Below are 22,725 nucleotides of genomic sequence, written 5' to 3' on the forward strand. Positions count from 1 at the left end.
TCAGGGTTGCGCTAACTGGGGAAACCGGCAGTAAGGTCCCATGCGATCCCCAGACATTTCATCAAGGTATGTGAGTTTCATCACAACAGCCAAGCCAAGTGTTCCAAAAGAGGCCCAGCTTGTCTTTCTGGAGGGGCGCTAAAGCCACTTTATTATTGAATAGCTTTTCAAGTGGCCAATTTGGTTCGGTTAAGGTCACCCCTTAACTCAACAATTTCAGCATCTTAACGTCCTAAGTGCGTAATTATTGCGGAACTTCGTGATGAAAACAGACTGGGGCAGTATCCATTCAACGCCCCAAAATATGACCGTCAATGTTTCAGTTTCCGAGCTTGGTAGATTGAAGCGCCAATGGCCAGAACTGTCAGCGTGATCCAGACTACCCCCGATTGCTCCAAATATACGGTTCCCGTTCGACTATCATAGCACCGCCCCAACTCATTGAAGCATCCACGCCATTGGAAATATTGAACGTAGAATAGAAAGCCGAATACGCCTCCCAATCCAAGGAACACAAAAGAAATTAGCCTTCTAATCACCATCGCTCCTTTTCTGGACGTTGCTTTCTCACCCACTACGGTTGCGAAAGTTCAGTACCAAACCGATTTTTCAGCCAATGCTACGCCATGCTCGAACTCTTCAACAACCCGGTAAGCCAACCTTCGCCGTGATCACCACCAACGGCTGCTCTGCGCAGAAAGCACTCCTTGCAAAGTCTAGACTGCTTCCCGATAGCAGACGTCCGTGCGGTGCGCAGCGAGCAACCGTTAGGAGCCCATAACGCCATATACTGCGGACTACATGAATGTTCGCTTTTCCCGAAACTACCCATTGGCTTATGCAGTGATGCTTCTGAGTAGACGTTCGGTCATCAGGGTCGCATCGGCCCAACGGTAGTCAGGGATGGTGTTCATACAAAGAGCGATGCCGATCATTCCCGATATGAGCGTGTCGGTCCTCACTTTAACGTCATTTTCGTCCGGAAGAACCGCTCGGATCAAATCCGAAAACATCAAGAAGTGTGCCAAGGTCTTTTCATCGCTAACGAACGTACTGACATCCGCCCGTTTCACGTTGTTGGACATAAAGACAAGTCGAAAATGATCGGGATGATCGGTCCAATAGGCGACAAAAGTTTGTGCCGCTGACTGCAACTGTTCACTTGGAGCAACGGAAAATTTTAGCTTATTCCGGATTTCATCTGACATGTCTGTTAGGACGTCTGCCCAAAGGTACTGCAGAATATCCGTCTTACCCTCAAAATGTGCATAGATCGTCATCGGTGAGCAACCAACTTCCTTAGCCAGACGGCGCATTGAGACCGCTCCGAAGCCTTCAGCGCGATAAATCTCGAGCGCGTGCTTCCCGATTTTTGCTTGAAATTCAAAGATATCGGTCTCGCTTCGGGGTGGCCTGCCAGCGCTTCTGGTCATAGGTGGACTCTCCAATTTTTTGGTACGCGTGCCAAATAAAGCTTGCGCCGTCAAGATTTCATTAATATGGAACGCGTTCCAAATATTACTCACCTCAAGGCTTGCTTTTAGGAAAATCGAAATGAAGAAGATAAAGTTACTGAACGCTGTTGTCGTGATCATTGGCGCTGTCATAATCTTACTAGGACTGAATGTCGGCCTAGGCGGGATAAAGACATTGGGATGGCAATCGACACGTGATTTTGTTTCGATCATTGATGCGCCGACATTCCATGCTCAAGATAACCACATAAGATTTATTGGTGGAGTCTGGTTTGGCATCGGCGCTGCTTTCATGATCGGTGGCTTTGCAATGCGCAAGTTCCGCTCTACCTTGATCATTCTGTCGGCCATTATCGCAATCGCGGGTCTGTTTCGACTAAGTGTCATGGACACTGAGGTAGTCCTCAGCGCTGCCATTGCCCCGTCATTCGCATTTGAGCTCTTTGGTTTTCCGCTACTGGCATGGTGGCTGATAGCGTCTGGCAAACGAGACGTATAGGTAATCAAGAAACAACTTACTTCTAAGAGCGGACATTTACTCGATTGACCTGGAAGTCAGCTTTGTCCGCTCGGCGGTCGCTCGTGCAGATCGCAGCGAACGACCGCTGTCCGCCTTACCTGCTTCAGACGTCCCCCATGCTCACTGCGCACCAATGTTGTAGAAGAGCTGAAAACTGCCGTTAGTCGCAAATGTCACGAAAGGTCGGCTATCAATAGTATCGGTACCAGCGAGGAACTCGCTGATCAATCAGAGGCTCCTTAGCTGGACGTGACAGAATTTGACCCCGTGGGCAGCGTTGTCACAGGGTGGCTAAAAATGGACCTGTGAATAGTTTAACAATATCAATCTGTCGTGGTTGTTGAGCTGGAACTGCTACCAGTAACAACGGCGATGACTGTTGCTACGACAACCACTGCCACTTCAGTGCCGGTGGTTAGCCCGGTGCCTTGCATTTCCTGGGGCAGCGAGTCGCGTGGAACATTTTTCCGACAGGTCACCTCTAACAATCCTCCAGGAAGCTTCTTAGCCGAAATTGCTGTGCCTGTCCCACAAACCAGTCTTGCTTTGGCTTCGGTTAGCGCCTGATCAACTCCCTGTGCGAGGGACATTTCGGGTACAGCCAGAAGAACCAAACCAACTAAAAAACTCCTAAAGTTACATAATATCATTATTTTCTCCCGACATGAAAATTATGAGGTTAGGATAACTGCGAAACAAGTTTTGTTAATCAAAAATTTTGCAGGCCCTTTTGACTTCGCAACCATGTGCTCTCAGAGTTGCAGCAAAAGTAGGTGGTCCATTCGGAAGAAGCCGGAAGAAGACTGGACAAGTGTTAGTTTAGTGAGGGGATTAAATAATGATGAGATGGTTTCAACTGCCAGCCTTGGCGCTTGTGGTGTCCACCGGAACAGTACCCGCCGGGGCATGGGCGCAGGTGAGTGTTAGTGTCTTTTACAAAGTTATTGTACCTGCGGGGGATTTTGGCTCAACTAGCTTCACCCGGAGTTTGGTCTCCAGCCTGACCTCGGTCAAGGCATTCTGCGGTGGCCTGGACAAGGCCGCTTACCGGGTCGATTGTCTGGCTGAACGGTTGCAAGTGGTATCTGATGGCATTCCCCAGGACAGTGATTACGACGAGGTGCGTCAGCTTCTGAGTACCGCCTCAGCCGATATAGCCCAGTTGGCGCATGACAATCGGGATCGGAACCTACCCAAAGCACCCGCCTCACGCAGGGGGGATTCCACCGATCGGACCACGCGCCCTCTTACCCCCATTTCCAATGCAGCACAGGCAGAAGTTGGGCAGAGGGCCATTGCCATTCTCGAACAGGCACAGACGCAGTTGTTACGCAGTTCTACCGGCTCGAAAAGCCGCTCAATACAATATGCCCAGATTGCACAAGCCATTGATTCCACGAAGGTGTTACTGAGATCCTAAGTTGCATGCCCTTGTGGTGTGACCCACAAAACCTAAAGAAGCCGTGTAACTGCCCGGAAGGATAGGAACTGCCCCTTGTGGCTGTTCATGACAACCGCAGCAAACTGGATCTGTGGCGGTTTCGTGCCGCCCGTGATCCTCGCCCCAAACAAGTGGCCCGCCCTTAAGATTAGGGAACTGGAGGACCATTGATGGCGATTAAGAGACCCAAGCCCGAAGGGATTGTCGCAAAGTTACGGCAGGTTGAAGTGCTGATAGGGCAAGGTATGCCCCGGATTGACGTGATCAGACAGATCGGTGTGACTGCTTGCATAAAGTCAAACAACGAGAATTCATTGCTGAAGCGGTTAGCGACTGGATCAAAGCCGTAGGGGCGAAGACCGCCTACATCGAGCCAGGGTCTCCTTGGGAGAACGGATACTGCGAAAGCTTCAACGGGCGAATGCGAGACAAACTGCTGAACAGCGAGATACTCCACTCCCTACGCCAAGCCCAGATCATCATCCCAATGATCCAAAGGCCGACAATGCGCTAACTTTCAACTTGGGCCACGCAAGTGGGGCTGCTCGATATCAGTAAATTTGGGAGATATTCGCGGAGAACATTTGGTGAAATCACACAAAGCACTGATTTAATAAGATTTTCTAAATTTTGGTGCGGTCGAGAAGACTCGAACTTCCACGGGTGTTACCCCACAGCGACCTCAACGCTGCGCGTCTACCAATTCCGCCACGACCGCACTATCAGGCTTGGTAGGGCGGCGTATAGACCAGCTTCGAAGTGAAGTGAAGCCGAAAATCACGCCCTTTTGCAGATTATGCGGGTAACTCCTTCGCCGCACAAATCGTCCTCCTGCGGTGTTTGGGTTGAGATCCAAATGAACAAGGACAGACGGTCCACCCGCCTGCCCTTTGGTACCGCAGATTGGATCGGTTATTGCGAAGCCGCCGATGTGCGTGCCAGGAACAAATCTCCCGACATCTGATCATAATAGGCCGGAAACTGATCATGGTTAACCGTAGACGCCAGATCCTGGACATCGCGGCGAACCTGCTTGGCCAACTGATGCAACGACATGCTTGGATCGTTCAGACGCGGCAAAAGTGCCCGTGTGAAGACCGAGTTCGGATCGCCATCGGTGTCCGACAGACGGTCCAGGGCCGTCTGTCCAGCCCCAGCCGAGTAGAGTATAAAGGCGCCTTCTGGTGGTGACATTCGCACCAAGCCCCGCGCGCCACCGACGGACCGTTTGCCGTCAGACGGGAACGGGTTATTCCGGCAGGCATCAAGGATCATCACAGTCGTGCGGGCCCCCCGTTTCTGGAAGGTATCAAGAACCCGGTCTGCTGCGATGCTTTCACCTGTCAGGTAGCTTTCATCGCCCAAGTTGATCATTGGGACGTCAGACGGCAGCAAGAAATTTCGCCCCTCAACCTCGACTCCATGACCTGCGAAATAAAACAATACTTCGTCGCCAGGATCGATTTGGTTGGCCATGGTCGAGACTGCGCTGTTCATGTCGCGGCGACTTGGGTCGTAAAGCGTTCGAACTTCGAACCCCAACCTGGTCAGCGCCTGACTAACGGCCTGCGCGTCGTTGCGTGCCTTTTTCAAGTCTTCAAGGTTTTCATAGCCATCAACACCAACAACCAGCGCCCACCTGCGGTTTGCCAATGTTGCCAATGACTGTGTTTGCTGGGTCGGAGCAGACGCCTGTAAAACTGTTGTGGCGGCATCAAGCTGAGCGGTCACAGCGCCAGATTGCGTCGCGAATTGCTGCGGTACCGGTTGTTGCTGCGGTGCATATTGCGGCTGCACTTGTTGTGGCTGTGCTGCGAATTGCTGTTGTGGGACGAACTGCTGTTGCTGTTGCGGCGCGAATTGCTGCTGTGCCCCAAACGTCTGCACATTCGGCTGGATCGCAGCCCCATAAACGGGTTGCTGACCGGCCTGACCGTACTGCTGCTGCGCCCCATAGGCGTTGACGTTTTGATTTGAGAAAGCCGCCTGAGGCTGGGCATATTGCTGCTGCCCATAGGCATCAACCGCCCCATTCACCATCATAGTTCCCGCCTGATTGTACTGCGGCTGATTTTGCTGCTGAGGAAAATTCGGCTGTGGTACCCTGCGCTCTGCCAGGTAAATTTTCAACAGCCCTCTTTGCCCGTCGGGATGAGACATGGCCTGCTGCGTCGCCATATATCCGCTGGCCAACGCTCGTTGGTACGAACTGACCAAAAGTTCTTGTCCATAGGGGCTAAGTTGACCGGAAACCGGATACCCCAAGTAGGCCTGGTATTGTGATATAGCTTCTTTTGATTTGCGGCCCAACTGACCGTCGACGCGTCCAACGTTGAAACCAAAATAATTTAACGAAGTCTGGATTTCTCGACCATCTTGCGTGGACGGTAAAGTCGTCCGTTGAGTGCCGGTTCTTCTCCGGGTTTTACCACCACCCTGTGAAAGAACCCCACCGATAAGCCCTCCGATAAGAGCCCCAGCGGCAAAATCGCCTGCATCTGCCGTAGCGCGTTCAACAGGGCCCAAAATCAGCGAGCAGGACAATATTGAAGCCATAAATAACTTTAGTCGCATTTGGATCTCCGAAAAAAATTCACACTTTTAAATTGTCAGCATCATATCCGCCATTCTCATTTCAAAAAAGACTGGAATCCATCACCCTAAAGGCCCTATCACGAGTAATTAACGGTAATGCGGGCAGAACATGGTTGAATGGATCACCAGTGACGGACTGACGGACTACGATGCCGCAGTCGACTTCATGGAGGCTCGCGTCTCTGCAATTGCGGCGGGCGACGCTGATGAATGCATTTGGTTGGTTGAACATCCACCACTGTATACTGCGGGCACTTCAGCCAAAGCTGCGGACTTAACAGATCCCGATCGTTTTCCCGTCCATGACAGCAAACGCGGCGGGCAGTATACCTATCATGGACCAGGACAACGGGTGATCTATGTGATGCTTGATGTCGGCAAACGTGGCCATGATGTCCGGCGCTTTGTTCAGCAACTAGAACACTGGGTAATCCTGGCGTTGAACCAATTCAACGTTACCGGACATATTCGAGATGGTCGGGTCGGTGTATGGGTGGAGCGGGATGACAAGCCCCTGACACCCACAGGTGCAAAAGCCGAAGACAAGATTGCTGCCATCGGTATCCGTCTGCGTAAGTGGATCAGCTTTCATGGCATGTCGATCAACTTGGATCCGGATCTTAGCCATTTTGACGGCATTGTGCCCTGCGGCATCACAGAACACGGGGTGACCAGCCTTATCGATTTAGGTTTGCCTGTTTGCATGGACGATGTCGACATCGCTCTGCGCCATAGTTTTGAGCAAGTGTTCAATTCGCCCTGACGGCATTTCGGGTGCAACGGGCCGCTATTTTTCAGACAGTTCCTCTAGGGCGGCGAGGACCAATTCCGGACGTGTATATAGCAGCATTGAGCCACCACCCCGAGACAATCGCACTTGCACATTCGGGCGCCCGGCCATCGCCAGTTGCAACCGTTCAACCGTTGTCACCTGATCATCGTCACTGTGCACATAAATGACCGGTGCTGAATGCCCGTCAATGTGACGGCGCCAATCGTTCACGATCCAATGAAGATCAGCCATCATGCCGGCCCCACTCTGGAGCAGAGACAGCTCGTGACTGGATTGCAATAAAGCGGACAATTGAGCAGTACTGCCTGCACCAATTATCTCCATGGTAGACCGCGGCTTCTGTCTCAGCAACGCCATCGGCCCATTCTGACGAATGGACCGGGCCCATAACTTGGCAGCCAACGGCAAAAACCCTGGGCCATAAGCCGCTGCGGATGCCATCATCCAATGATGTCGCGTCAAAGCCGACAATTCGCTCAACTTTCGCACCGGGCCGATACCGGAAACGATGACGGCCCCTGCCACTCGGTCGCGAAGCCTTCGAGCTGCGATATGCGCATATGCAGCCCCCCCGCGGTGGCCTAGCAAAATAGGCCTTCGCAGATTTTCCCGCTCGATCAGGATTTCCAGCTGATCAATGAACACGTCCATACTGAGTTCAGGGGACGGCACCGGACCTGATTGACCATACCCACATCGCAGCGGTGCGTAGACCCGAAAACCGCCCGTTCTGAACTGGGATTGAAGACGCTGAACGCCTGCAATGCCATCGACCAGGCCATGCAAGAATATGACTGGTTGGCCGGTTTCCGCACCAAGTTTGAAAAACTGCAGATTCGCCTCGTCAGAAACTTCAACCCGCCCTTCAACCGGCGCGACCTCTCCACGTGCGATTTTCTCGTCCGAGGACACTTCGGCGATAAGGAAGCAAAGCAGCCGAAACATCTCGGCAAGACCAGGTGCCCCACACTTGACGAGGATAACATTCAATTGCCTCTTGAGGCCGGAGATCCCCCCGCGTGTCTGGTTCCCCAAAACACTCAGGCTTTTGCCGTCAAGCAGACTCGCCAGCAACTGCACCTCTTGTTGATGTAAACCAAACGTTGCCGACAACATATTCTCGGCGCGCCCGGACCATTGAAAATCCAACGCTTCTATCATCAGACCATACGAGGCCTGCAAACCATCACCGCACTGAACAGTACGACACATCAATTTGCGGGTCGGATCCGAAGTGGCCAAGATCTCTGGGATCGCCTCCCGGTTTTGTTGAAGCCTTAACTGCGTCAAGCAATACGCAACCCGCGCTTGTGCATCATCACTCAGGTCAAGATCCGCCAGCACTGCATTTTCATCACCTTGGAGCGAGGCGCGTGCCGGTCGACTGGCCCGAACCAGTTCACCAGAGGCTGTTAGCAAAAGCCAATACGCATCACTGCCCTCAAAAAACTGGCGCGGCGCGGGCCGACCAGAGCGAACCCAGAGTTCTTCAAGAATTTCGGTCGCGCGAACAAAATGCAGCTGCAAATCCGGATCGACCCGAACGGATTGCAGCTGAGACGCTGCCGCCATTTCAGCAAATCCAGCCGCGTCTGTCTCGGAGGACCGCGTAAAACGGTCACACAATTCAGCCCGAATCACCGTTTCATAGATCGCAGCGATCGTCTGTTCCCGAGACAAAGCGTGCATGCGCAGCGGAGTTGTCACATAATTCCCCAATATCAAGCCAATCAACTATATTATTTAACCGCTCAACGGGTTCGCATACCTGCAACAGCAACCTACAAAAAACACTTAGCCAGAAACCTTAACGGTCAATAGCCAGCACCTATATATCACCTATCAGATATAGAATTACGAATCTTTTATAGATTAATTTTATAAACCTTCACAATTAGAACAATTAATAATTATACTTACAACCCGAACCTCATCCATACTCAGCCCTAGGGCGTTATATCTCGTTAAGCACGCGCCAATTAACAATCCAATAACGCGGTCCGGATTTTTTCGGCGTTCTGCTGGATAGCTGCTTGATCACCCATTTTCCCCGGGGCCCCAAGCCGATCGCCGGCATGACGGGCAAGTACATGAAAATGCAGGTGAAACACTTCTTGCCCACCAGCGTCTTCATTGAACTGTTGCAAGGTAATACCATCCGCATCAAACGCCACCATCAGTGCCCGTGACATGCGCTGTACCGTCTTCATGACGGCGGCTATCTGCTCGGGGGTCGCGTCCAGCATATTACGACAGGGTGTTTTGGGTATAACCAGCACATGCCCATTTGCCCGCGGCATTATGTCCATAAATGCCAAAGTATCGTCATCCTCGAAAACGCGTGTCGATGGAATCTCATCGCGTAAAATCTTGCCAAAGATGTTTTCCGGATCGTATTTCATAGCAGTTCCTTACTGTCGTGGCACACAAAGATAGCTCTTTGCGGCATTACCGTATCACACTCTCTCGCCTTGCATATGGCTGCAAAGCTGCGACGTTCTGAAAACGCTCGATATCTCCCTTCCCCTAGAGGCTCACGGTTCTTTTTCAAGCGCCCCAGCGGGGGGCGCGTCAATTTATCTTGATCCAGATCAAACTCCGCCATTGAAGGCACCGCTCTGCCACTCTAAAAACCCTATGAATCAAGGTGCCCGGAGTCCGCTCTCGGAGCCTTTCGCCATATAACAGGAGGCACCAAATGGCAGACGCAGCCATTCATGGTAACGATCATGCTGACGAGCGGGGATTTTTCACCCGCTGGTTCATGAGCACAAACCATAAAGATATCGGCATTCTTTACCTGGTCGTATCGGCGCTTGTCGGTTTGATCTCTGTCGCTTTCACCGTTTACATGCGGCTGGAGCTGATGGAACCCGGTGTTCAATACATGTGCATGGAAGGCGCACGTATGTTCGCCGACTCGACTTTGGAATGTACCCCGAACGGGCACCTTTGGAACGTGTTGATCACATATCACGGCGTTCTGATGATGTTCTTCGTGGTCATCCCTGCCCTGTTTGGTGGGTTTGGCAACTACTTCATGCCGCTGCAAATCGGCGCGCCTGATATGGCCTTTCCACGATTGAACAACCTCAGCTTTTGGCTTTACGTCGCCGGGACATCCTTGGGTGTGGCGTCAATCCTCAGCCCTGGTGGCAACGACCAGCTTGGCTCGGGTGTGGGTTGGGTTCTTTATCCGCCACTGTCCACCAACGAAGGCGGATTTTCCCTGGATCTGGCGATTTTCGCCGTTCACGTCTCGGGTGCGTCATCGATCTTGGGTGCGATCAACATGATCACCACCTTCCTGAACATGCGTGCCCCCGGCATGACCCTGTTCAAGGTGCCGCTGTTCAGCTGGTCTATCTTTATCACCGCTTGGTTGATCCTGCTGTCGCTGCCCGTTCTGGCTGGTGCCATCACCATGCTGCTGATGGACCGCAACTTTGGGTTCACCTTCTTTGACGCTGCTGGCGGTGGTGATCCGATCCTGTATCAGCACATCCTGTGGTTCTTTGGTCACCCCGAAGTTTACATCGTGATCCTGCCCGGCTTTGGTATCATCTCACATGTCATCGCCACCTTCTCGCGCAAGCCAGTCTTTGGCTACCTGCCAATGGTCTGGGCGCTTATCGCGATTGGTGTTCTGGGCTTCGTCGTTTGGGCGCACCACATGTACACTGTCGGTATGTCGCTGAACCAACAGGCCTACTTTATGCTGGCCACCATGGTCATCGCGGTGCCAACAGGTGTGAAGGTGTTCAGTTGGATCGCAACGATGTGGGGCGGTTCGATCGAATTCAAAGCGCCTATGATGTTCGCCTTTGGCTTCCTGTTCCTGTTCACCGTTGGTGGTGTAACCGGTGTGGTGCTGTCGCAGGCCGCAGTGGATCGCATGTACCATGACACTTACTATGTCGTCGCACACTTTCACTATGTGATGTCCTTGGGGGCTGTGTTCGCCATCTTTGCTGGGGTTTACTTTTACTTCGGTAAGATGACCGGCCGTCAGTACTCGGAAAAGTTTGCACACTTGCACTTCTGGATGTTCTTCATCGGTGCCAACGTGACGTTCTTCCCACAGCACTTCCTGGGTCGCCAGGGCATGCCGCGCCGTTACATCGACTATCCCGAGGCCTTTGCCTACTGGAACTACGTCTCGTCGATTGGTGCCTTCGTCTCGTTCGCTTCGTTCCTGCTGTTCTTTGGTATTGTGATCCACGCTCTGATGCGTGGCGCCCGTATCACCCAGAACAACTACTGGAACGAATACGCCGACACGCTGGAGTGGACCCTGCCGTCACCTCCACCTGAGCACACCTTTGAAATCCTGCCAAAGCAGGAAGACTGGGACAAAGCGCCAGCGCACTAAAATGCGGTCGCAAAAAATAGAAAGGCCTCGGAGCACCTGCTCCGGGGCCTTTTTTATGGACACCACTGGGCCCTTTCGTACCGGATCTGTCGCGACGTTCTTCTCGTCAACTGCCGTATGGCTGTTAAGCTGATTTGATCCCTCACAAGGAAAACACCCCATGGAAACGCTGCGCACACCCGATGATCGGTTTAACGCCCTGCCCGACTACCCGTTTGCGGCCAATCACCTACAGATTGATGATAGCGCGGGCGGACACTTGCGGATGCATTACCTGGACGAAGGCCCTGCACCGGCAGATCCGATACTCTGCCTGCATGGTGAGCCGAGCTGGTCGTACCTGTATCGGCATATGATCCCGATATTCGCCCAGGCCGGACACCGGGTAATCGCACCGGATTTAATTGGGTTTGGGAAATCCGACAAACCGGCAAAGCGCAGCGATTACACCTATCAGCGTCATGTCGACTGGACATTACAGGTGCTTACGCAGCTGGATCTCCGCAATATCACGTTGGTCTGTCAGGACTGGGGCGGGTTGATCGGGCTGCGACTGTGGGCCGCTGAACCTGATAGATTTTCGCGTGTTGTTGTTGCCAATACCGCCCTGCCCACGGGTGACCACCCACTAGGCGCAGCGTTTGAGAGTTGGCGTAGTTTTAGCCAACAGGTAGATCCCTTTAACGCCGGCAGGATTGTGCACGGCGGCACCGCTACCAAGCTGAGCCCAGCCGAGGTTGCCGCTTATAACGCCCCTTTTCCTGACGAAAGCTACATGGCAGGAGCACGCGCATTTCCAATGTTGGTGCCCGACAGTCCGGACAACCCCGCGTCGCGGGCCAATCGCGGCGCATGGACTGTTCTAAAGCGCCAGCAAACACCCTTACTGACCATCTTTGGGGCCGAGGATAAGATCATGGCAGGGGCGGACAGGACGTTTCAATCCCTACCCGGCGCGCAGGGCCAGCCACATGAAATCCTGCCAGCAGCAGGGCATTTTCTACAAGAGGACGTCGGCCCTGAACTGGCCCGGCTGACATGTGAATTTATCAACCTGACCAATGGGTAAGCTCAGATCACTCGGGCACACCAGCCGCACGCAACGCGCGGGTCCAGCCCCGCCCGCGTGACGTGATTTCCGCCGGATGATCGCGCAGGTACCGGCTAAGAGTGAAATCCGGAGATACCTCTAGCAGGTCACGCACCACTTTACGGGCCTCTTCACCACGCCCAGATAGCTCCAGCGCGATCGCCTTGGTGCGTAATGTGGACGGGTAGGCCCGGTTTGCTTTCAGGGACCGATCCGCCAAGGCCAAGGCCCGGGCAAAGTGGCCCGCAGACAGCTGAGCGGTCGCTGACACCGAGTCAAAATAATAGCGTTGAGGCCCCAAAGGTGTCAGACGCCGGGCCGCATCGGTAAATTCCACGGCCTCGTCCGGGTCATTCTGAAAGGCCCGCATGGCACCCATCAGCAATAAGGCCAGTGCCTCGTTCGGGTTATCCTTGAGTGCCAGATCATAAGATGTCTGGGCCAGGTCAAACCGGAACAACAGGTGACTTGAGATCATGCCTTTCAAAGTATGAGCCAAAGAGAAAGACGGATCGACATTCAACGCGCTTTGCGCCAGATGGGTTGCCAATTGAGTGTCCATTTGGCGGTCGTGCGACAGGCCTTTTTGCACCCGCATCACATGCCAAAACCCCATCCAGGTCAGCGCCATCGGATGGCCAGGTTCCCGTTGCAACAAGACTCCAAGCAGATCCTGGGCTGCGTTGAACTGATCCGGACGCATGTCCTGAATTAAAGTAATCGCTGCCATCAGCAAGGTGTGGCTATCCAAATTTGCCAGCGGCTTGAATTTCACCAGTCGGACAGCTTCGCCGACGGCAGTTTGGCCAATTTGTTGCGACACGTCCTGCAGGGCTTCGCAATCACCGGCCATCAAGTCTTCCAGCGACCCACGGTATTCACGGGACCAGAGAACCCGCTCACGACGGGCATCCTGAAAATCAACTTTCAACCGAAATTCCTGGCCCTTTACGTAAACCAATCCTGAAACCAGATAGGTTACACCAGTAATCGAAGCTACTTCGCTGGGGCTAACGGATAAAGGATCAAACTGACGCGAGGCCAGATAAGACGTTACCGAGAACGCCTGACAGCGCGAAAGATGCCGGACCAGTTCTTCAGACAACATGGACCCCAAAGGCGTGGTGCCACTGGTGGGCGCGCGGTAAACAAAGGGCAGCACGGCGATACGCGGCAACAACTCATCCAGAACCGCCCGGCTATAGTCCCTGCTGCCGCCGGCTTCCGCACGGCGGCGTGGAATATCAAATGTGCTATCCTCGCGCTCTTGCATCAGCCATTCTCGAAACATGCCCTCATGGGGGAGCTCGAACCCCTCCATGAACTGACCGTTTTCTTGACTGCCAAGTATTTCGACACGGTCCAAATCTAATACGACACGTTCCCGGTTCGCCGTCAGCAATTGCGAGGCCTCGCGCCCTAAATGGCGTCGCAATGTACTCAGCGCAGTTCTCAGGCTGGCTTTTGCCTGCTCTGGCTGTGCCAAATTCCACAAAGTGTTTTCCAAAAACGCCCGGGTTCTAATCCCACCGTCGGCTTTTGATAGCAGGGCCAATAACGCCTGATGTTTCGCCCCTAAGGGTATATTTCTTCCGTCAGAAACATAGACACCAAAGGCACCGAAATGATTGATTTTCAGCAGATCAGTCATAAAAAACTCCCCAAACATCGGGATACACAGAAACTTTCAACAAAAAGCAGTACCGCCTATGAGTAAATAAGAAATTCACAAAAAAATCAATACGTATAACGAACTAATTGAGATACTTTACTCTACCGATAGGTGCATTTTATCCAAAATTCAATAACTTAAATTTTAGCTTTCAGCACAAAAAACACGTATAAGTTGTTTTTTTGCAACTTTACGATACCATTTTGCGCAGTGTTTACTCTGTCTCGGCAACCGGGACCCCACCAATATAGATGAGCAATTAGATCATGCTTCGACAACACACGAGTGAATTGGATTGAACGTGCAAAGGCCGGGCTTTTAGCTTGGCCTTTGCAGATGCCCGCAACTGTTCGTTATTGACGGCTTAGTTCTCTCCACTTGCCGTTCTCAACAACTGAAATCACGATATCATCCGCGCCGCGGTGATCATCTGCTGCATAGGTAATCTGAGTGTCCGTGAGCGCGTCAAAATAATTCAGGCTTTCCATTCCTTCCACAAAGGCAGCCTGGGTCAGATCCGGACCTGCAAGGTCAAGCGCCCTGACCAGAGTGTCGGCAGCGCTATAGCCAAGCATGGCAAAACCGCTTGCCGGTTTGTCGAACTCAGCCATGTAAGCGGCCATGAATTTGGCAGGAGCTTCGTCGCTGGCCCGCGCTGCCAGGTCAACCCAGCCAGCCGAGGCATACAGCCCTTCGGTCACACCGCCAGGAACCGCTGCAACCACGCCAAGGAAACCAGCCGAGGTGTTCATGAATTTAACGTCTGTCCAACCCAGCTTCTTGGCTGTTCCAACCACGGTGATGCCCTGACGTACGCCCAACGCCAGTGTGACAACGTCACAACCAGCCGCCTTGAGTTTGGTCAGCGAGCCCACAAAATCCAGCTCGTCCGGTTTATGGGTCGTCTCAGCCGCAAAGCTAAGCCCCAATGTGGCACTGATATCTTTGGTGCTGTCGGAAATCTCTTTGCCGAAATCCGACGGGATGTACATCGAACACACCTCTTTTGCGTCAAACTCGGCGGCCAGATAAGAAACCCCCGCTTGCACCTGATCCCAGTAACTGGAGAACCCGGTGAATTTATTGGCGACAGGCTCTTGCAGCATTTGCACGGACGCTGAAAGCGGGCCGATATTCGGGATTCCCTTGGGGTCCAGCAGCTTGAAGCCGGCGGTATTCATCGGCGTGCCCAGCGATAACAACATGGCAAAGACTTTGTCGCGGTTCAGCAGTTTGTTATAGCCCTGCATCGCACGCGGGATCTGATAGCCGTTGTCCTCGACCACAAAGCGGATCTGGCGGCCGTGCACGCCACCCGCTGCGTTCACCTCAGCAAAGCGCAGGTTGGCCCCATTGACGGCCGGCACACCAACCGCGGCAAAAACACCGCTTAGATCATTGACCGAGCCGATAACCACCTCGGTGTCACTGACCCCTTGGGTTTCTGCCTGCGCGGCAAAACCAGCCCCGACAGCCAACGCCGCTGCCGTCAGTACGGATGTCACTTTAGTCATTCGAAACACTCCCTATGATATCATCGTTGCGCGAAAAATCCGCATCTCAATACATCTCGTCGATCAATGCCCTGTGCTTTTGTTCCACCAGGTTGCGCTTTAACTTCATGGTGGCGGTCAACTCGTCGTCCTCGGCTGTTAGCAGCACGTTAATCAAGCGGAATTGCTTGATCTGCTCGACCCTGGCGAATTCACTATTTACCGTCTCGACCTCCTCGCCAATTAAGGCCAACACCTGTTCGACAGCGCAGAGCGAGGCAAAGTCGCTAAATGGTATCTTATGATCCTGCGCGAATTTTTCCACGTTTTCCTGATCGATCATAATGAGACAGCTCAGGTATTTACGCTGATCCCCGATCACCACAGCATCCGCGATGTAGTGGCTGAACTTCAACCGACTTTCGATTTCAGCCGGAGAGATGTTCTTACCACCTGCAGTGATGATGATATCTTTGATCCGGCCAGTGATAGTCAAATAGCCGTCATCGTCCAACTGTCCAACATCCCCGGTACGCAGCCATCCGTCGCTGGTGAAGGTCTCGGCAGTTTTATCAGAATTGCGCCAGTAGCCCTGAAAATTATTCAGCCCATGGGTCTGAATTTCGCCGTCATCCGCAATCCGTACAATCACACCAGGCACCGGCAACCCAACAGTACCGGGGCGATTGGACGCCAGAGTATTCGCTGCCGTCAGGCCCGCGTTTTCGGTCATGCCATAGCCCTCCAGCAGTCGCACCCCAATCGACCAGTACCATTTCAACAGCTCCGGCGAGATTGGCGCTGCACCGGTGCCGCCGCGCCGCAGCTTGTCCAACCCCAGCATCCGTCGCAGATTGCGCAGCACCACAAAATCCCACAACGCGTAGCGCACCGCCACTGCACCGGGAACTGGTTTGTTCTGCATCAGATAATCAGCCCGCGCAGCGCCGGCGTGCATCGCCTGCGAGAAGGCCCAGCGCCCCAACGGTGTGGCCTCTTGCGCCAGTACCAGCACCTTGGAGTAGATCTTTTCCCAAACCCGGGGCACCGCAAAGAACGTCGATGGCGAGACCTCGCGCATATTATCGAACACGGTTTCCGGGCTTTCGGCAAAATTCACTGTGCTGCGCGCCGCCAGCGGCAGATAGGCGGATACATTGCGTTCCAGAACATGGCACAGCGGCAAAAAGCAAAGCTGTTCGTCCTGCGGTTCTGTTGCCAAGGCACGGGCGCTGGATTCCATGATGCCAAGGATGTTTTCCTGGCCCAGCATCGCGCCCTTTGGCCTGCCAGTGGTGCCTGACGTATAGATCAGCAGCGCGGTGTCGCCCGGTTTAGATTTCAGGATCTCATCTTCAAAACCATTCGGATTGGCAGCTTCGTACTGTCGGCCGATCTCATATAGCTCATCCAGGAACATACATCCGTCATGATCCAGATCGTGCAGCCCGTCCCGTTCAAGGATCACGACTTTTTCCACTTCGGGCACCTGATCCTGAACTTCCAGGTATTTATCCAGCTGCTCATCATCTTCGACGATCAGGAACCGGCTGCCGCTGTCGTTCAGCAGATAGGCCAGTTGCGCCGCAGAATCGGTGGTGTAAACCCCAGAGGCAATGCCGCCGACACCCTGTATTCCCATATCCGCATAAAGCCATTCCTTGCGGTCCTCGCTGAGGATCGACACCACCTCGCCACGTTGCAAACCCAGTGCGCGCAGGCCCAGACCCAGCCATTTGGCATAGGCCCAATACTCGGCCCAGGAATAGGTTTTCCAGATGCCCATGTCTTTTTCCCGGTGCGCCACGCGCGCGCCCAGTTCACTGCAACGCGCCGCAAACAATTTGACGATGGTGTCGCAGCCATCCACCCGCACCGGTCGCAATCCGGGGGTGGCGTTATACGAGACGCCATTCAACCTGACCTGAGGATGCTCAACCGTTTGCATGTTCATCGCCTCGCCCCCCCCTTATCGCCAGGTCTTCTTGCGTTTCCAGCGACGTTCACCCCTTTGCCCAACTTCTTGGTGGCCCAGATAGAACGCCTTGATATCCTCGCTCTGCATCAACCGGTCTGCATTGCCGTCCATCACAATCCGGCCGATTTCCATCACATAGCCAATGTCGGCCAGATCCAACGCAATGCGGGCGTTCTGCTCCACCAGCATCATCGTCACCTGTTCGTCCGTGTTCAGCCGCCGCAGGATGGAAAAGATCTCTTGTACCAATAGCGGTGACAACCCCAGTGACGGCTCGTCCAGCAGCATAAGTGCGGGACGCAGCATCAGCCCCCGGCCAATCGCCAGCATCTGCTGCTGCCCGCCTGACAACGTCCCCGCCTCTTGCCTGCGCCGTTCGGCCAGAATGGGGAAGTAATCAAACACCATCTCGCGGTCCCGCTGCACCCCCAGCTTGTCCTTGCGGGTATAGGCGCCCAGCGACAGGTTCTCGTCCACCGTCAACAGCGGGAACACCTCGCGCCCCTCGGGCACATGTACAATACCATGTTGCACGATTTTATGGGGCTCTTGTCCCTGGATTTCAGCACCGTTGAACAGCACCTGCCCCTTTTCCGGGTCCATAATGCCCGAAATGGTCTTCAACAGAGTTGATTTACCCGCCCCATTGGCCCCCAGCACGGTGACGATCTGACCCTTTTCCACCTTTAACGAAACGCCGCGAATGGCCATGATCGGCCCATAGTAACTTTCAAGGTTCTTGATCTCGAGAAGTGCGTCGCCCATCACACAGCCCCCGCGCCTAAGTAAGCCTCGATCACCGCCGGGCTGGCCTGTACCTGGGCTGGAGTACCCTCAGCCAGTTTGGCCCCATCCGCCAGCGCCAGCACCCGGTCACAAACAGAGGACACCAGCCCCATATCATGCTCCACCATCAACACGGTGATACCCATCTGTTTGCGGATGTCATCGATCCACCACCGCATGTCTTGGGTTTCCTCGACCGACAACCCCGAGGCCGGTTCATCCAGCAACAGCAACCGCGGCCCCGAGGCCAGCGCGCGGCCCAGTTCCACCACCTTGCGCACCCCGTATGGCAGACCGGCAATCATCTTGTTGCGGTAGGGCTGCAGATCCAGAAAATCGATCACCTCTTCCACCGCCGCGCGATGGGCCATCTCCTCGCGCCGGACACGGGGGGCAAAAAGCAGCTCTTCGACCAGCGAGGTTTTGCGGTGCCGATGTCGACCGACCAGCAGGTTCTGCAATACTGTGGCATGATCAAACAGTTCGATATTCTGGAACGTCCGCGCAATCCCCAGGTCCGCCACCTGATCGGCAGCGCGATCCAGCAGGTTTTGCCCCTCAAACGTAAAGCTGCCCGAAAACGGCTGATAGAACCGCGAGATCAGGTTGAAGACCGTGGATTTACCCGCACCGTTCGGGCCAACGATGGCGTACACTTCGCCCTCGTTCACCGACAGGCTGAGGTTGTTCACCGCCACCACACCGCCAAATTTCAACGTCGCGTCCTTGATCTCTAGCAGGCTCATCGCAGGCGCTCCGTTTTCAGATAGCTTTTCTGACGACGGAACATGTCCTTGCGCGCGAATGGGAACAACTCAAACCAAGTGCGGACCTTCAGCCAGCGGCCATAGATCCCCATCGGCTCAAACAGGATGAACAGGATCAGGATCATGCCGAAAACTCCGGTTTCCAGCCCCGGGATGGCCACACCGCCGCCCAGCACCGCGCCCTTCAGGATCGACAGCACCTGCGGTAGAAACGCCACCACCACCGCGCCAAAGAACGCGCCGTGGATCGATCCCAACCCACCAATCACGATCATCATCAGCAAGGTGATCGAAATCACCAGCGAGAAGGTCTCGTTGTTGAAAGCGCCGGCATAATATCCCATCAAGGCCCCGGCCCAGCCAGTGATCATGCAGGACAAGCCAAAGGCCGTGCCCTTGGTACGCGCTATATGCACCCCCATAGCGCTGGCCGAGACCTCGCTGTCGCGCACCGCCGCAAAGGCCCGCCCCAGCGGCGAACGCAACAGATTGCGGTAGAACAGGGTGCAGATGACGGTCACCGCCAGCACCAGATAATAAAACCGTACTGGCATCGTCCAGCGTTCGATCTCGAGCCCGAATAAGGTGATGGCGTCAGGGAATTTTCCAGACACACCGCCGGTCCAGGGGTCCAGCAGAACGATGATGTCATCGGCGAGAATCGATAGGGCAATGGTGGCGATCGCCAGGTAAATCCCATGCAGTCGTAGCGCAGGAATGGCGATAATTGCGCCAACAACGCCAGTGATCATTCCGGCTAGTGGAAAGGCCAAAATAAACGGCAGCCCTGCCTCTATCAAAATAGTGTTGGTGTAACAGCCAATCGCCAGAAACGCCGCGTGGCCCAGACTGACCTGTCCAGTCTGCCCCGTCAGCAACATCAGCCCCAGCCCGGCAATGGCCCAGATCAGCACATTGGTGACCTCGCCAATGTAGAATTCATCCAGCAGCAGGGGCAGCGTCAAACTCAACACCAGAAGCCCCGCATAGATCGCCAGTGTCCAGCGATCGGGGAACAGGCGGATGTCATCATTGTACGAGGTTTTAAACAGGATGCGCATCAATCAGACCTTCTTGATCCGGATTTGACTGAACAGCCCATGGGGGCGCAGCACCAGGACAATCAGTAGCAAGGCATAGGGTGCAATCTGTGAATACCCGGCCGCAAAATAACGCGAGGCAAAGGGCTCGATCACCCCCACGATCAGCCCGCCCGCCAGCGCACCGGGCAGTGAGCCAAATCCACCGATTACCGCTGCGGCAAATGCCTTTATCCCCAAAAGGCCAGCATTGGGGTCTATTGCGCCTTTGGACGCAAACAAAATACCCGCCACTGCAGCGGTCGCGCCGGACAGGCCCCAGATCAACCCCTGCACCCGCTTTACTGGAATACCCATATAATAGGCCGCCATCTGGTTCTGGCTGGCGGCCTGCATTGCCAATCCCAGTTTAGTCCGTTGAAAGAATTGGTACAAAAACAGCGTCATCAAGACTGTGACCACTATCACCGCCACATCAGCCATCCCCAGGACAACACCGCCAAAGTGGATGTCTCCGATTGCGAGCGGGCTTTCCAGTGTCTGTGGCTCGTGCCCCCAAATCACCCCGGCAACAAAGCGGATCACAAAGCCCAATGCGATGGTCAGGATCACCACGGCAGTCTGACTTTGGCCAAACAGATGTCGCAACACCAGATAATCCAACAGATACCCCAACACCGCCATGATCATAATGGCCAGCGGTGCAGCCAGCCAGAATGGCATATGCAAGTACTCGGCATTGGTCAGCCCCAGCGTCACAAAGGCCCCCAGCATCATGAAATCGCCCTGGGCAAAATTCACCGCCTCGGTTGCCTTGTAAATCAGCACAAAGCCAAGTGCGATCAACCCGTACACACAGCCATTCGCAAGCCCGCTGACCAGCAGCTGCAAAACGTCCAAATTGTCCTCCCCTGCCCTAAAACGCAGTGTTTTGCCCGGACATTGCCGGACGGGTCGCGCCTTAAGCGTAAAAGCTCGGGTCTCCCTTGCAAGCTCTGATACCGGGCGCGTCCAGGTCAGATTAGCGAGACAATTTTTTGTCTGTCAACAAAAACGACCAAACAAGCATAGTTTGAAACTTATGGATCCAATTACACTTATGAGCTGAATTTCCGCCAGCGTAACCCAATATATCCTATTGTACTCCGCTATCCGTTTTGATCCCACCACGCTTTCATTGAGGCCATGACAGCCTGTCGCCCTGCCGCAATCAGCCAAGGGCCGGTTTACTCAAACAGCGGCCATCTGGTGAAAAACATTGATTGCACAACCGGTGAAACGTAATATTACGACACCTTATCATTTCGATATTCGCCGTCTTAGCGACGACAAAAATGTGTTTTTTGACATCTAGGATCCACTCATGAGTACCCCCTGCATCATCTGCGTCGCAATCACTGGTTCGGTCCCGCGCAAGGAAAACAATCCTGCGGTACCGGTCACCATAGCCGAGCAGATTGAAAGCACCCATGCGGCATTCGAGGCTGGCGCCTCTATCGCCCATTGCCACGTGCGCAATGACGACCAGACCCCCACTTCGGATCCTGAAAAATTTGGACGCCTGCTGGAGGGTCTGAATACACATTGCCCAGGCATGGTGGTGCAGTTGTCCACTGGTGGGCGGTCCGGCGCGGGCAAGGATCGCGGTGGCATGTTGTCTTTACGTCCCGACATGGCCTCGCTGTCGGTAGGGTCGAACAACTTCCCCACCCGCGTCTATGAAAATTCGCCGGATCTGGTGGATTGGCTGGCTTCGGAAATGTGCACCTATGAGGTCAAGCCCGAGATCGAAGCCTTTGACCTGTCGCATATCCATCAGGCGGTAAAGATGAACCGCGAAGGCCGCATCGCCGGGACCCTGTATGTGCAATTTGTGATGGGTGTGAAAAACGCCATGCCCGTCGACAAGGATGTCTTTGATTATTACGTCAAAACCATGCAACGTCTGGCGCCCGAGGCCCAGTGGTGCGCGGCCGGCGTTGGCCCCGGTCAGATTGTCGTCAATGAATGGTCTATCGCCGCAGGTGGTCATACCCGCACCGGGTTGGAAGACAACATGCGCCTGGATCGCAATACTCTGGCGCCGTCCAATGCAGCGCTGGTTACCCGGGCGGCTGAGCTCTGTGAGAAATACGAACGCCCGGTCGCCAGCTGGCAACAGGCGCGTGAGATCCTGGGACTGCGCCCCGCTTGATCCAGATCGCCGCCAGTGTGGCACTGGTGACGGTTCGATTGAGCAGTATTAGCAAAAATGAACACCAGGCCCGCACACTTGCGGACCTGGAAAGCTGGGGCCTAGACGGGTGTGGAGCTGAGACCAGACAGATCACTTAGGATTGGGCAGTCCGGACGATCATCGCCTGCGCAACATTCGACCAGTTCACTTAGGGTATCGTGCATCGTCTGCAAATCGTGAATTTTGGTTTCTATTTTGGTCAGATGCTCTTTGGCCAGGCCTTTGACGTCGGCGCTGGCGCGGCTTTCGTCCTGATAAAGCGCCATAAGGGTGCGACAGTCCTCGATGGTGAAACCAAGCGCCCGGGCACGGCCCAGAAAGGCCAGCCGGTGCAGATCTGAGGTAACAAAGCTGCGGTAGCCGTTGGCCGAGCGCAGCGGTTTGATCAGGCCGATGTCCTCGTAATAGCGGATGGTTTTGGCGGGCAGCCCCAAGCGGGCCGAGACGTCTCCGATGTTCATAGCTGG

At 54.3% G+C, this 22,725-nt stretch carries 19 protein-coding genes, 1 tRNA gene and 1 pseudogene; 7 read left to right on the top strand and 14 right to left on the bottom strand.

All coding sequences use genetic code 11. From position 1 onward, the window contains the following. Positions 1-836: 836 nt before the first annotated feature. Positions 837-1,595, bottom strand: a complete 759-nt coding sequence (locus EBB79_RS16465) for a TetR/AcrR family transcriptional regulator (protein ID WP_238704934.1) — start codon at positions 1,593-1,595, stop codon at positions 837-839. On the opposite strand from EBB79_RS16465, the gene EBB79_RS16470 reads away from it, so the two are divergent. Then, positions 1,555-1,974 carry a DUF4345 family protein gene (locus EBB79_RS16470; protein ID WP_127749908.1) on the top strand — a complete coding sequence of 140 codons (420 nt, stop codon included), beginning with the start codon at positions 1,555-1,557 and terminating at the stop codon, positions 1,972-1,974. The two genes, EBB79_RS16465 and EBB79_RS16470, sit on opposite strands and share 41 nt — an antisense overlap. A 344-nt stretch (positions 1,975-2,318) precedes the next feature. Here EBB79_RS16470 and EBB79_RS16475 read toward each other — a convergent pair whose 3' ends face one another. Beyond that, the gene (locus EBB79_RS16475) at positions 2,319-2,645 is read right to left on the bottom strand and encodes a hypothetical protein (RefSeq protein WP_127749909.1); all 327 of its coding nucleotides are present in this window, start codon (positions 2,643-2,645) and stop codon (positions 2,319-2,321) included. Positions 2,646-2,833: 188 nt separating this feature from the next. Between EBB79_RS16475 and EBB79_RS16480 the strand changes: the two genes are divergently transcribed. Together EBB79_RS16480 and EBB79_RS16485 are read left to right on the top strand one after the other, a co-directional pair. Then, positions 2,834-3,415 (top strand): hypothetical protein, encoded by a 582-nt coding sequence (locus EBB79_RS16480; protein ID WP_127749910.1) that lies wholly within the window; start codon positions 2,834-2,836, stop codon positions 3,413-3,415. Positions 3,416-3,743: 328 nt separating this feature from the next. After that, positions 3,744-3,935 (top strand): annotated as a pseudogene (locus EBB79_RS16485) (integrase core domain-containing protein); the annotation flags it as partial. 132 nt (positions 3,936-4,067) lie between these two features. Here the strand turns inward: EBB79_RS16485 and EBB79_RS16490 are convergent. Together EBB79_RS16490 and EBB79_RS16495 are read right to left on the bottom strand one after the other, a co-directional pair. Further along, a tRNA-Leu gene (locus tag EBB79_RS16490) sits at positions 4,068-4,154 on the bottom strand. A gap of 194 nt (positions 4,155-4,348) precedes the next feature. Then, the gene (locus EBB79_RS16495) at positions 4,349-6,010 is read right to left on the bottom strand and encodes a caspase family protein (RefSeq protein ID WP_238704935.1); all 1,662 of its coding nucleotides are present in this window, start codon (positions 6,008-6,010) and stop codon (positions 4,349-4,351) included. A gap of 130 nt (positions 6,011-6,140) precedes the next feature. On the opposite strand from EBB79_RS16495, the gene lipB reads away from it, so the two are divergent. Further along, positions 6,141-6,794, top strand: coding sequence for a lipoyl(octanoyl) transferase LipB (lipB, locus tag EBB79_RS16500; RefSeq protein ID WP_127749911.1), 654 nt, complete (start codon positions 6,141-6,143; stop codon positions 6,792-6,794). A 24-nt stretch (positions 6,795-6,818) separates the two neighbouring features. Here the strand turns inward: lipB and EBB79_RS16505 are convergent, their stop codons facing one another. Together EBB79_RS16505 and EBB79_RS16510 are read right to left on the bottom strand one after the other, a co-directional pair. Then, positions 6,819-8,531 carry an alpha/beta fold hydrolase gene (locus EBB79_RS16505; protein WP_127749912.1) on the bottom strand — a complete coding sequence of 571 codons (1,713 nt, stop codon included), beginning with the start codon at positions 8,529-8,531 and terminating at the stop codon, positions 6,819-6,821. A 272-nt stretch (positions 8,532-8,803) separates the two neighbouring features. Beyond that, positions 8,804-9,226, bottom strand: a complete 423-nt coding sequence (locus EBB79_RS16510; RefSeq protein ID WP_127749913.1) for an HIT family protein — start codon at positions 9,224-9,226, stop codon at positions 8,804-8,806. A 296-nt stretch (positions 9,227-9,522) separates the two neighbouring features. On the opposite strand from EBB79_RS16510, the gene ctaD reads away from it, so the two are divergent. Both ctaD and EBB79_RS16520 read left to right on the top strand, forming a co-directional pair. After that, positions 9,523-11,196, top strand: a complete 1,674-nt coding sequence (gene ctaD, locus EBB79_RS16515) for a cytochrome c oxidase subunit I (protein ID WP_127749914.1) — start codon at positions 9,523-9,525, stop codon at positions 11,194-11,196. 160 nt (positions 11,197-11,356) lie between these two features. Next, entirely contained in the window at positions 11,357-12,265 is a 909-nt protein-coding gene (locus EBB79_RS16520) for a haloalkane dehalogenase (protein ID WP_127749915.1), read from the top strand. Between the two features lie 7 nt (positions 12,266-12,272). On the opposite strand, the gene EBB79_RS16525 is transcribed toward EBB79_RS16520, so the two are convergent. The 7 genes from EBB79_RS16525 to EBB79_RS16555 form a co-directional block, all read right to left on the bottom strand. After that, entirely contained in the window at positions 12,273-13,937 is a 1,665-nt protein-coding gene (locus EBB79_RS16525) for a tetratricopeptide repeat protein (protein WP_127749916.1), read from the bottom strand. A 374-nt stretch (positions 13,938-14,311) separates the two neighbouring features. Next, on the bottom strand, positions 14,312-15,472 hold the full coding sequence (locus EBB79_RS16530; protein ID WP_127749917.1) for an ABC transporter substrate-binding protein: 1,161 nt from the start codon (positions 15,470-15,472) through the stop codon (positions 14,312-14,314). Positions 15,473-15,518: 46 nt separating this feature from the next. Beyond that, positions 15,519-17,405 (bottom strand): AMP-dependent synthetase/ligase, encoded by a 1,887-nt coding sequence (locus EBB79_RS16535; RefSeq protein ID WP_127749918.1) that lies wholly within the window; start codon positions 17,403-17,405, stop codon positions 15,519-15,521. A gap of 15 nt (positions 17,406-17,420) precedes the next feature. Continuing rightward, a complete protein-coding gene (locus EBB79_RS16540) occupies positions 17,421-18,194 on the bottom strand; it encodes an ABC transporter ATP-binding protein (protein WP_127749919.1) in 774 nt (257 codons plus the stop codon). Further along, positions 18,194-18,961, bottom strand: coding sequence for an ABC transporter ATP-binding protein (locus EBB79_RS16545; RefSeq protein WP_127749920.1), 768 nt, complete (start codon positions 18,959-18,961; stop codon positions 18,194-18,196). The genes EBB79_RS16540 and EBB79_RS16545 overlap by 1 nt, the downstream gene beginning before the upstream one ends. Next, complete coding sequence (locus tag EBB79_RS16550; protein ID WP_127749921.1) at positions 18,958-20,043, bottom strand: branched-chain amino acid ABC transporter permease; 1,086 nt, start codon at positions 20,041-20,043, stop codon at positions 18,958-18,960. The genes EBB79_RS16545 and EBB79_RS16550 overlap by 4 nt, the downstream gene beginning before the upstream one ends. A gap of 3 nt (positions 20,044-20,046) precedes the next feature. Next, positions 20,047-20,922, bottom strand: coding sequence for a branched-chain amino acid ABC transporter permease (locus EBB79_RS16555; protein WP_127749922.1), 876 nt, complete (start codon positions 20,920-20,922; stop codon positions 20,047-20,049). A 463-nt stretch (positions 20,923-21,385) separates the two neighbouring features. Here EBB79_RS16555 and EBB79_RS16560 point away from each other — a divergent pair, with 463 nt between their 5' ends. Then, positions 21,386-22,216 carry a 3-oxoadipate:acetyl-CoA acetyltransferase gene (locus EBB79_RS16560; protein WP_127749923.1) on the top strand — a complete coding sequence of 277 codons (831 nt, stop codon included), beginning with the start codon at positions 21,386-21,388 and terminating at the stop codon, positions 22,214-22,216. Between the two features lie 101 nt (positions 22,217-22,317). On the opposite strand, the gene cueR is transcribed toward EBB79_RS16560, so the two are convergent. Beyond that, positions 22,318-22,719: a Cu(I)-responsive transcriptional regulator gene (cueR, locus tag EBB79_RS16565; RefSeq protein WP_127749924.1), complete on the bottom strand. Its 402-nt coding sequence runs from the start codon at positions 22,717-22,719 to the stop codon at positions 22,318-22,320. Positions 22,720-22,725: the final 6 nt, after the last annotated feature.

It is taken from the genome of Parasedimentitalea marina (assembly GCF_004006175.1).
Classification (GTDB): domain Bacteria; phylum Pseudomonadota; class Alphaproteobacteria; order Rhodobacterales; family Rhodobacteraceae; genus Parasedimentitalea; species Parasedimentitalea marina.

What these genes read in the sequence shown, in the direction of transcription:
- cueR (WP_127749924.1), bottom strand. Translation starts at nt 22,719, where the DNA reads ATGAACATCGGAGACGTCTCGGCCCGCTTGGGGCTGCCCGCCAAAACC.
- lipB (WP_127749911.1), top strand. Translation starts at nt 6,141, where the DNA reads ATGGTTGAATGGATCACCAGTGACGGACTGACGGACTACGATGCCGCA.
- EBB79_RS16520 (WP_127749915.1), top strand. Translation starts at nt 11,357, where the DNA reads ATGGAAACGCTGCGCACACCCGATGATCGGTTTAACGCCCTGCCCGAC.
- EBB79_RS16475 (WP_127749909.1), bottom strand. Translation starts at nt 2,645, where the DNA reads ATGATATTATGTAACTTTAGGAGTTTTTTAGTTGGTTTGGTTCTTCTG.
- ctaD (WP_127749914.1), top strand. Translation starts at nt 9,523, where the DNA reads ATGGCAGACGCAGCCATTCATGGTAACGATCATGCTGACGAGCGGGGA.
- EBB79_RS16480 (WP_127749910.1), top strand. Translation starts at nt 2,834, where the DNA reads ATGATGAGATGGTTTCAACTGCCAGCCTTGGCGCTTGTGGTGTCCACC.
- EBB79_RS16535 (WP_127749918.1), bottom strand. Translation starts at nt 17,405, where the DNA reads ATGAACATGCAAACGGTTGAGCATCCTCAGGTCAGGTTGAATGGCGTC.
- EBB79_RS16465 (WP_238704934.1), bottom strand. Translation starts at nt 1,595, where the DNA reads ATGATCACGACAACAGCGTTCAGTAACTTTATCTTCTTCATTTCGATT.
- EBB79_RS16495 (WP_238704935.1), bottom strand. Translation starts at nt 6,010, where the DNA reads ATGCGACTAAAGTTATTTATGGCTTCAATATTGTCCTGCTCGCTGATT.
- EBB79_RS16525 (WP_127749916.1), bottom strand. Translation starts at nt 13,937, where the DNA reads ATGACTGATCTGCTGAAAATCAATCATTTCGGTGCCTTTGGTGTCTAT.
- EBB79_RS16530 (WP_127749917.1), bottom strand. Translation starts at nt 15,472, where the DNA reads ATGACTAAAGTGACATCCGTACTGACGGCAGCGGCGTTGGCTGTCGGG.
- EBB79_RS16510 (WP_127749913.1), bottom strand. Translation starts at nt 9,226, where the DNA reads ATGAAATACGATCCGGAAAACATCTTTGGCAAGATTTTACGCGATGAG.
- EBB79_RS16540 (WP_127749919.1), bottom strand. Translation starts at nt 18,194, where the DNA reads ATGGGCGACGCACTTCTCGAGATCAAGAACCTTGAAAGTTACTATGGG.
- EBB79_RS16560 (WP_127749923.1), top strand. Translation starts at nt 21,386, where the DNA reads ATGAGTACCCCCTGCATCATCTGCGTCGCAATCACTGGTTCGGTCCCG.
- EBB79_RS16550 (WP_127749921.1), bottom strand. Translation starts at nt 20,043, where the DNA reads ATGCGCATCCTGTTTAAAACCTCGTACAATGATGACATCCGCCTGTTC.
- EBB79_RS16545 (WP_127749920.1), bottom strand. Translation starts at nt 18,961, where the DNA reads ATGAGCCTGCTAGAGATCAAGGACGCGACGTTGAAATTTGGCGGTGTG.
- EBB79_RS16470 (WP_127749908.1), top strand. Translation starts at nt 1,555, where the DNA reads ATGAAGAAGATAAAGTTACTGAACGCTGTTGTCGTGATCATTGGCGCT.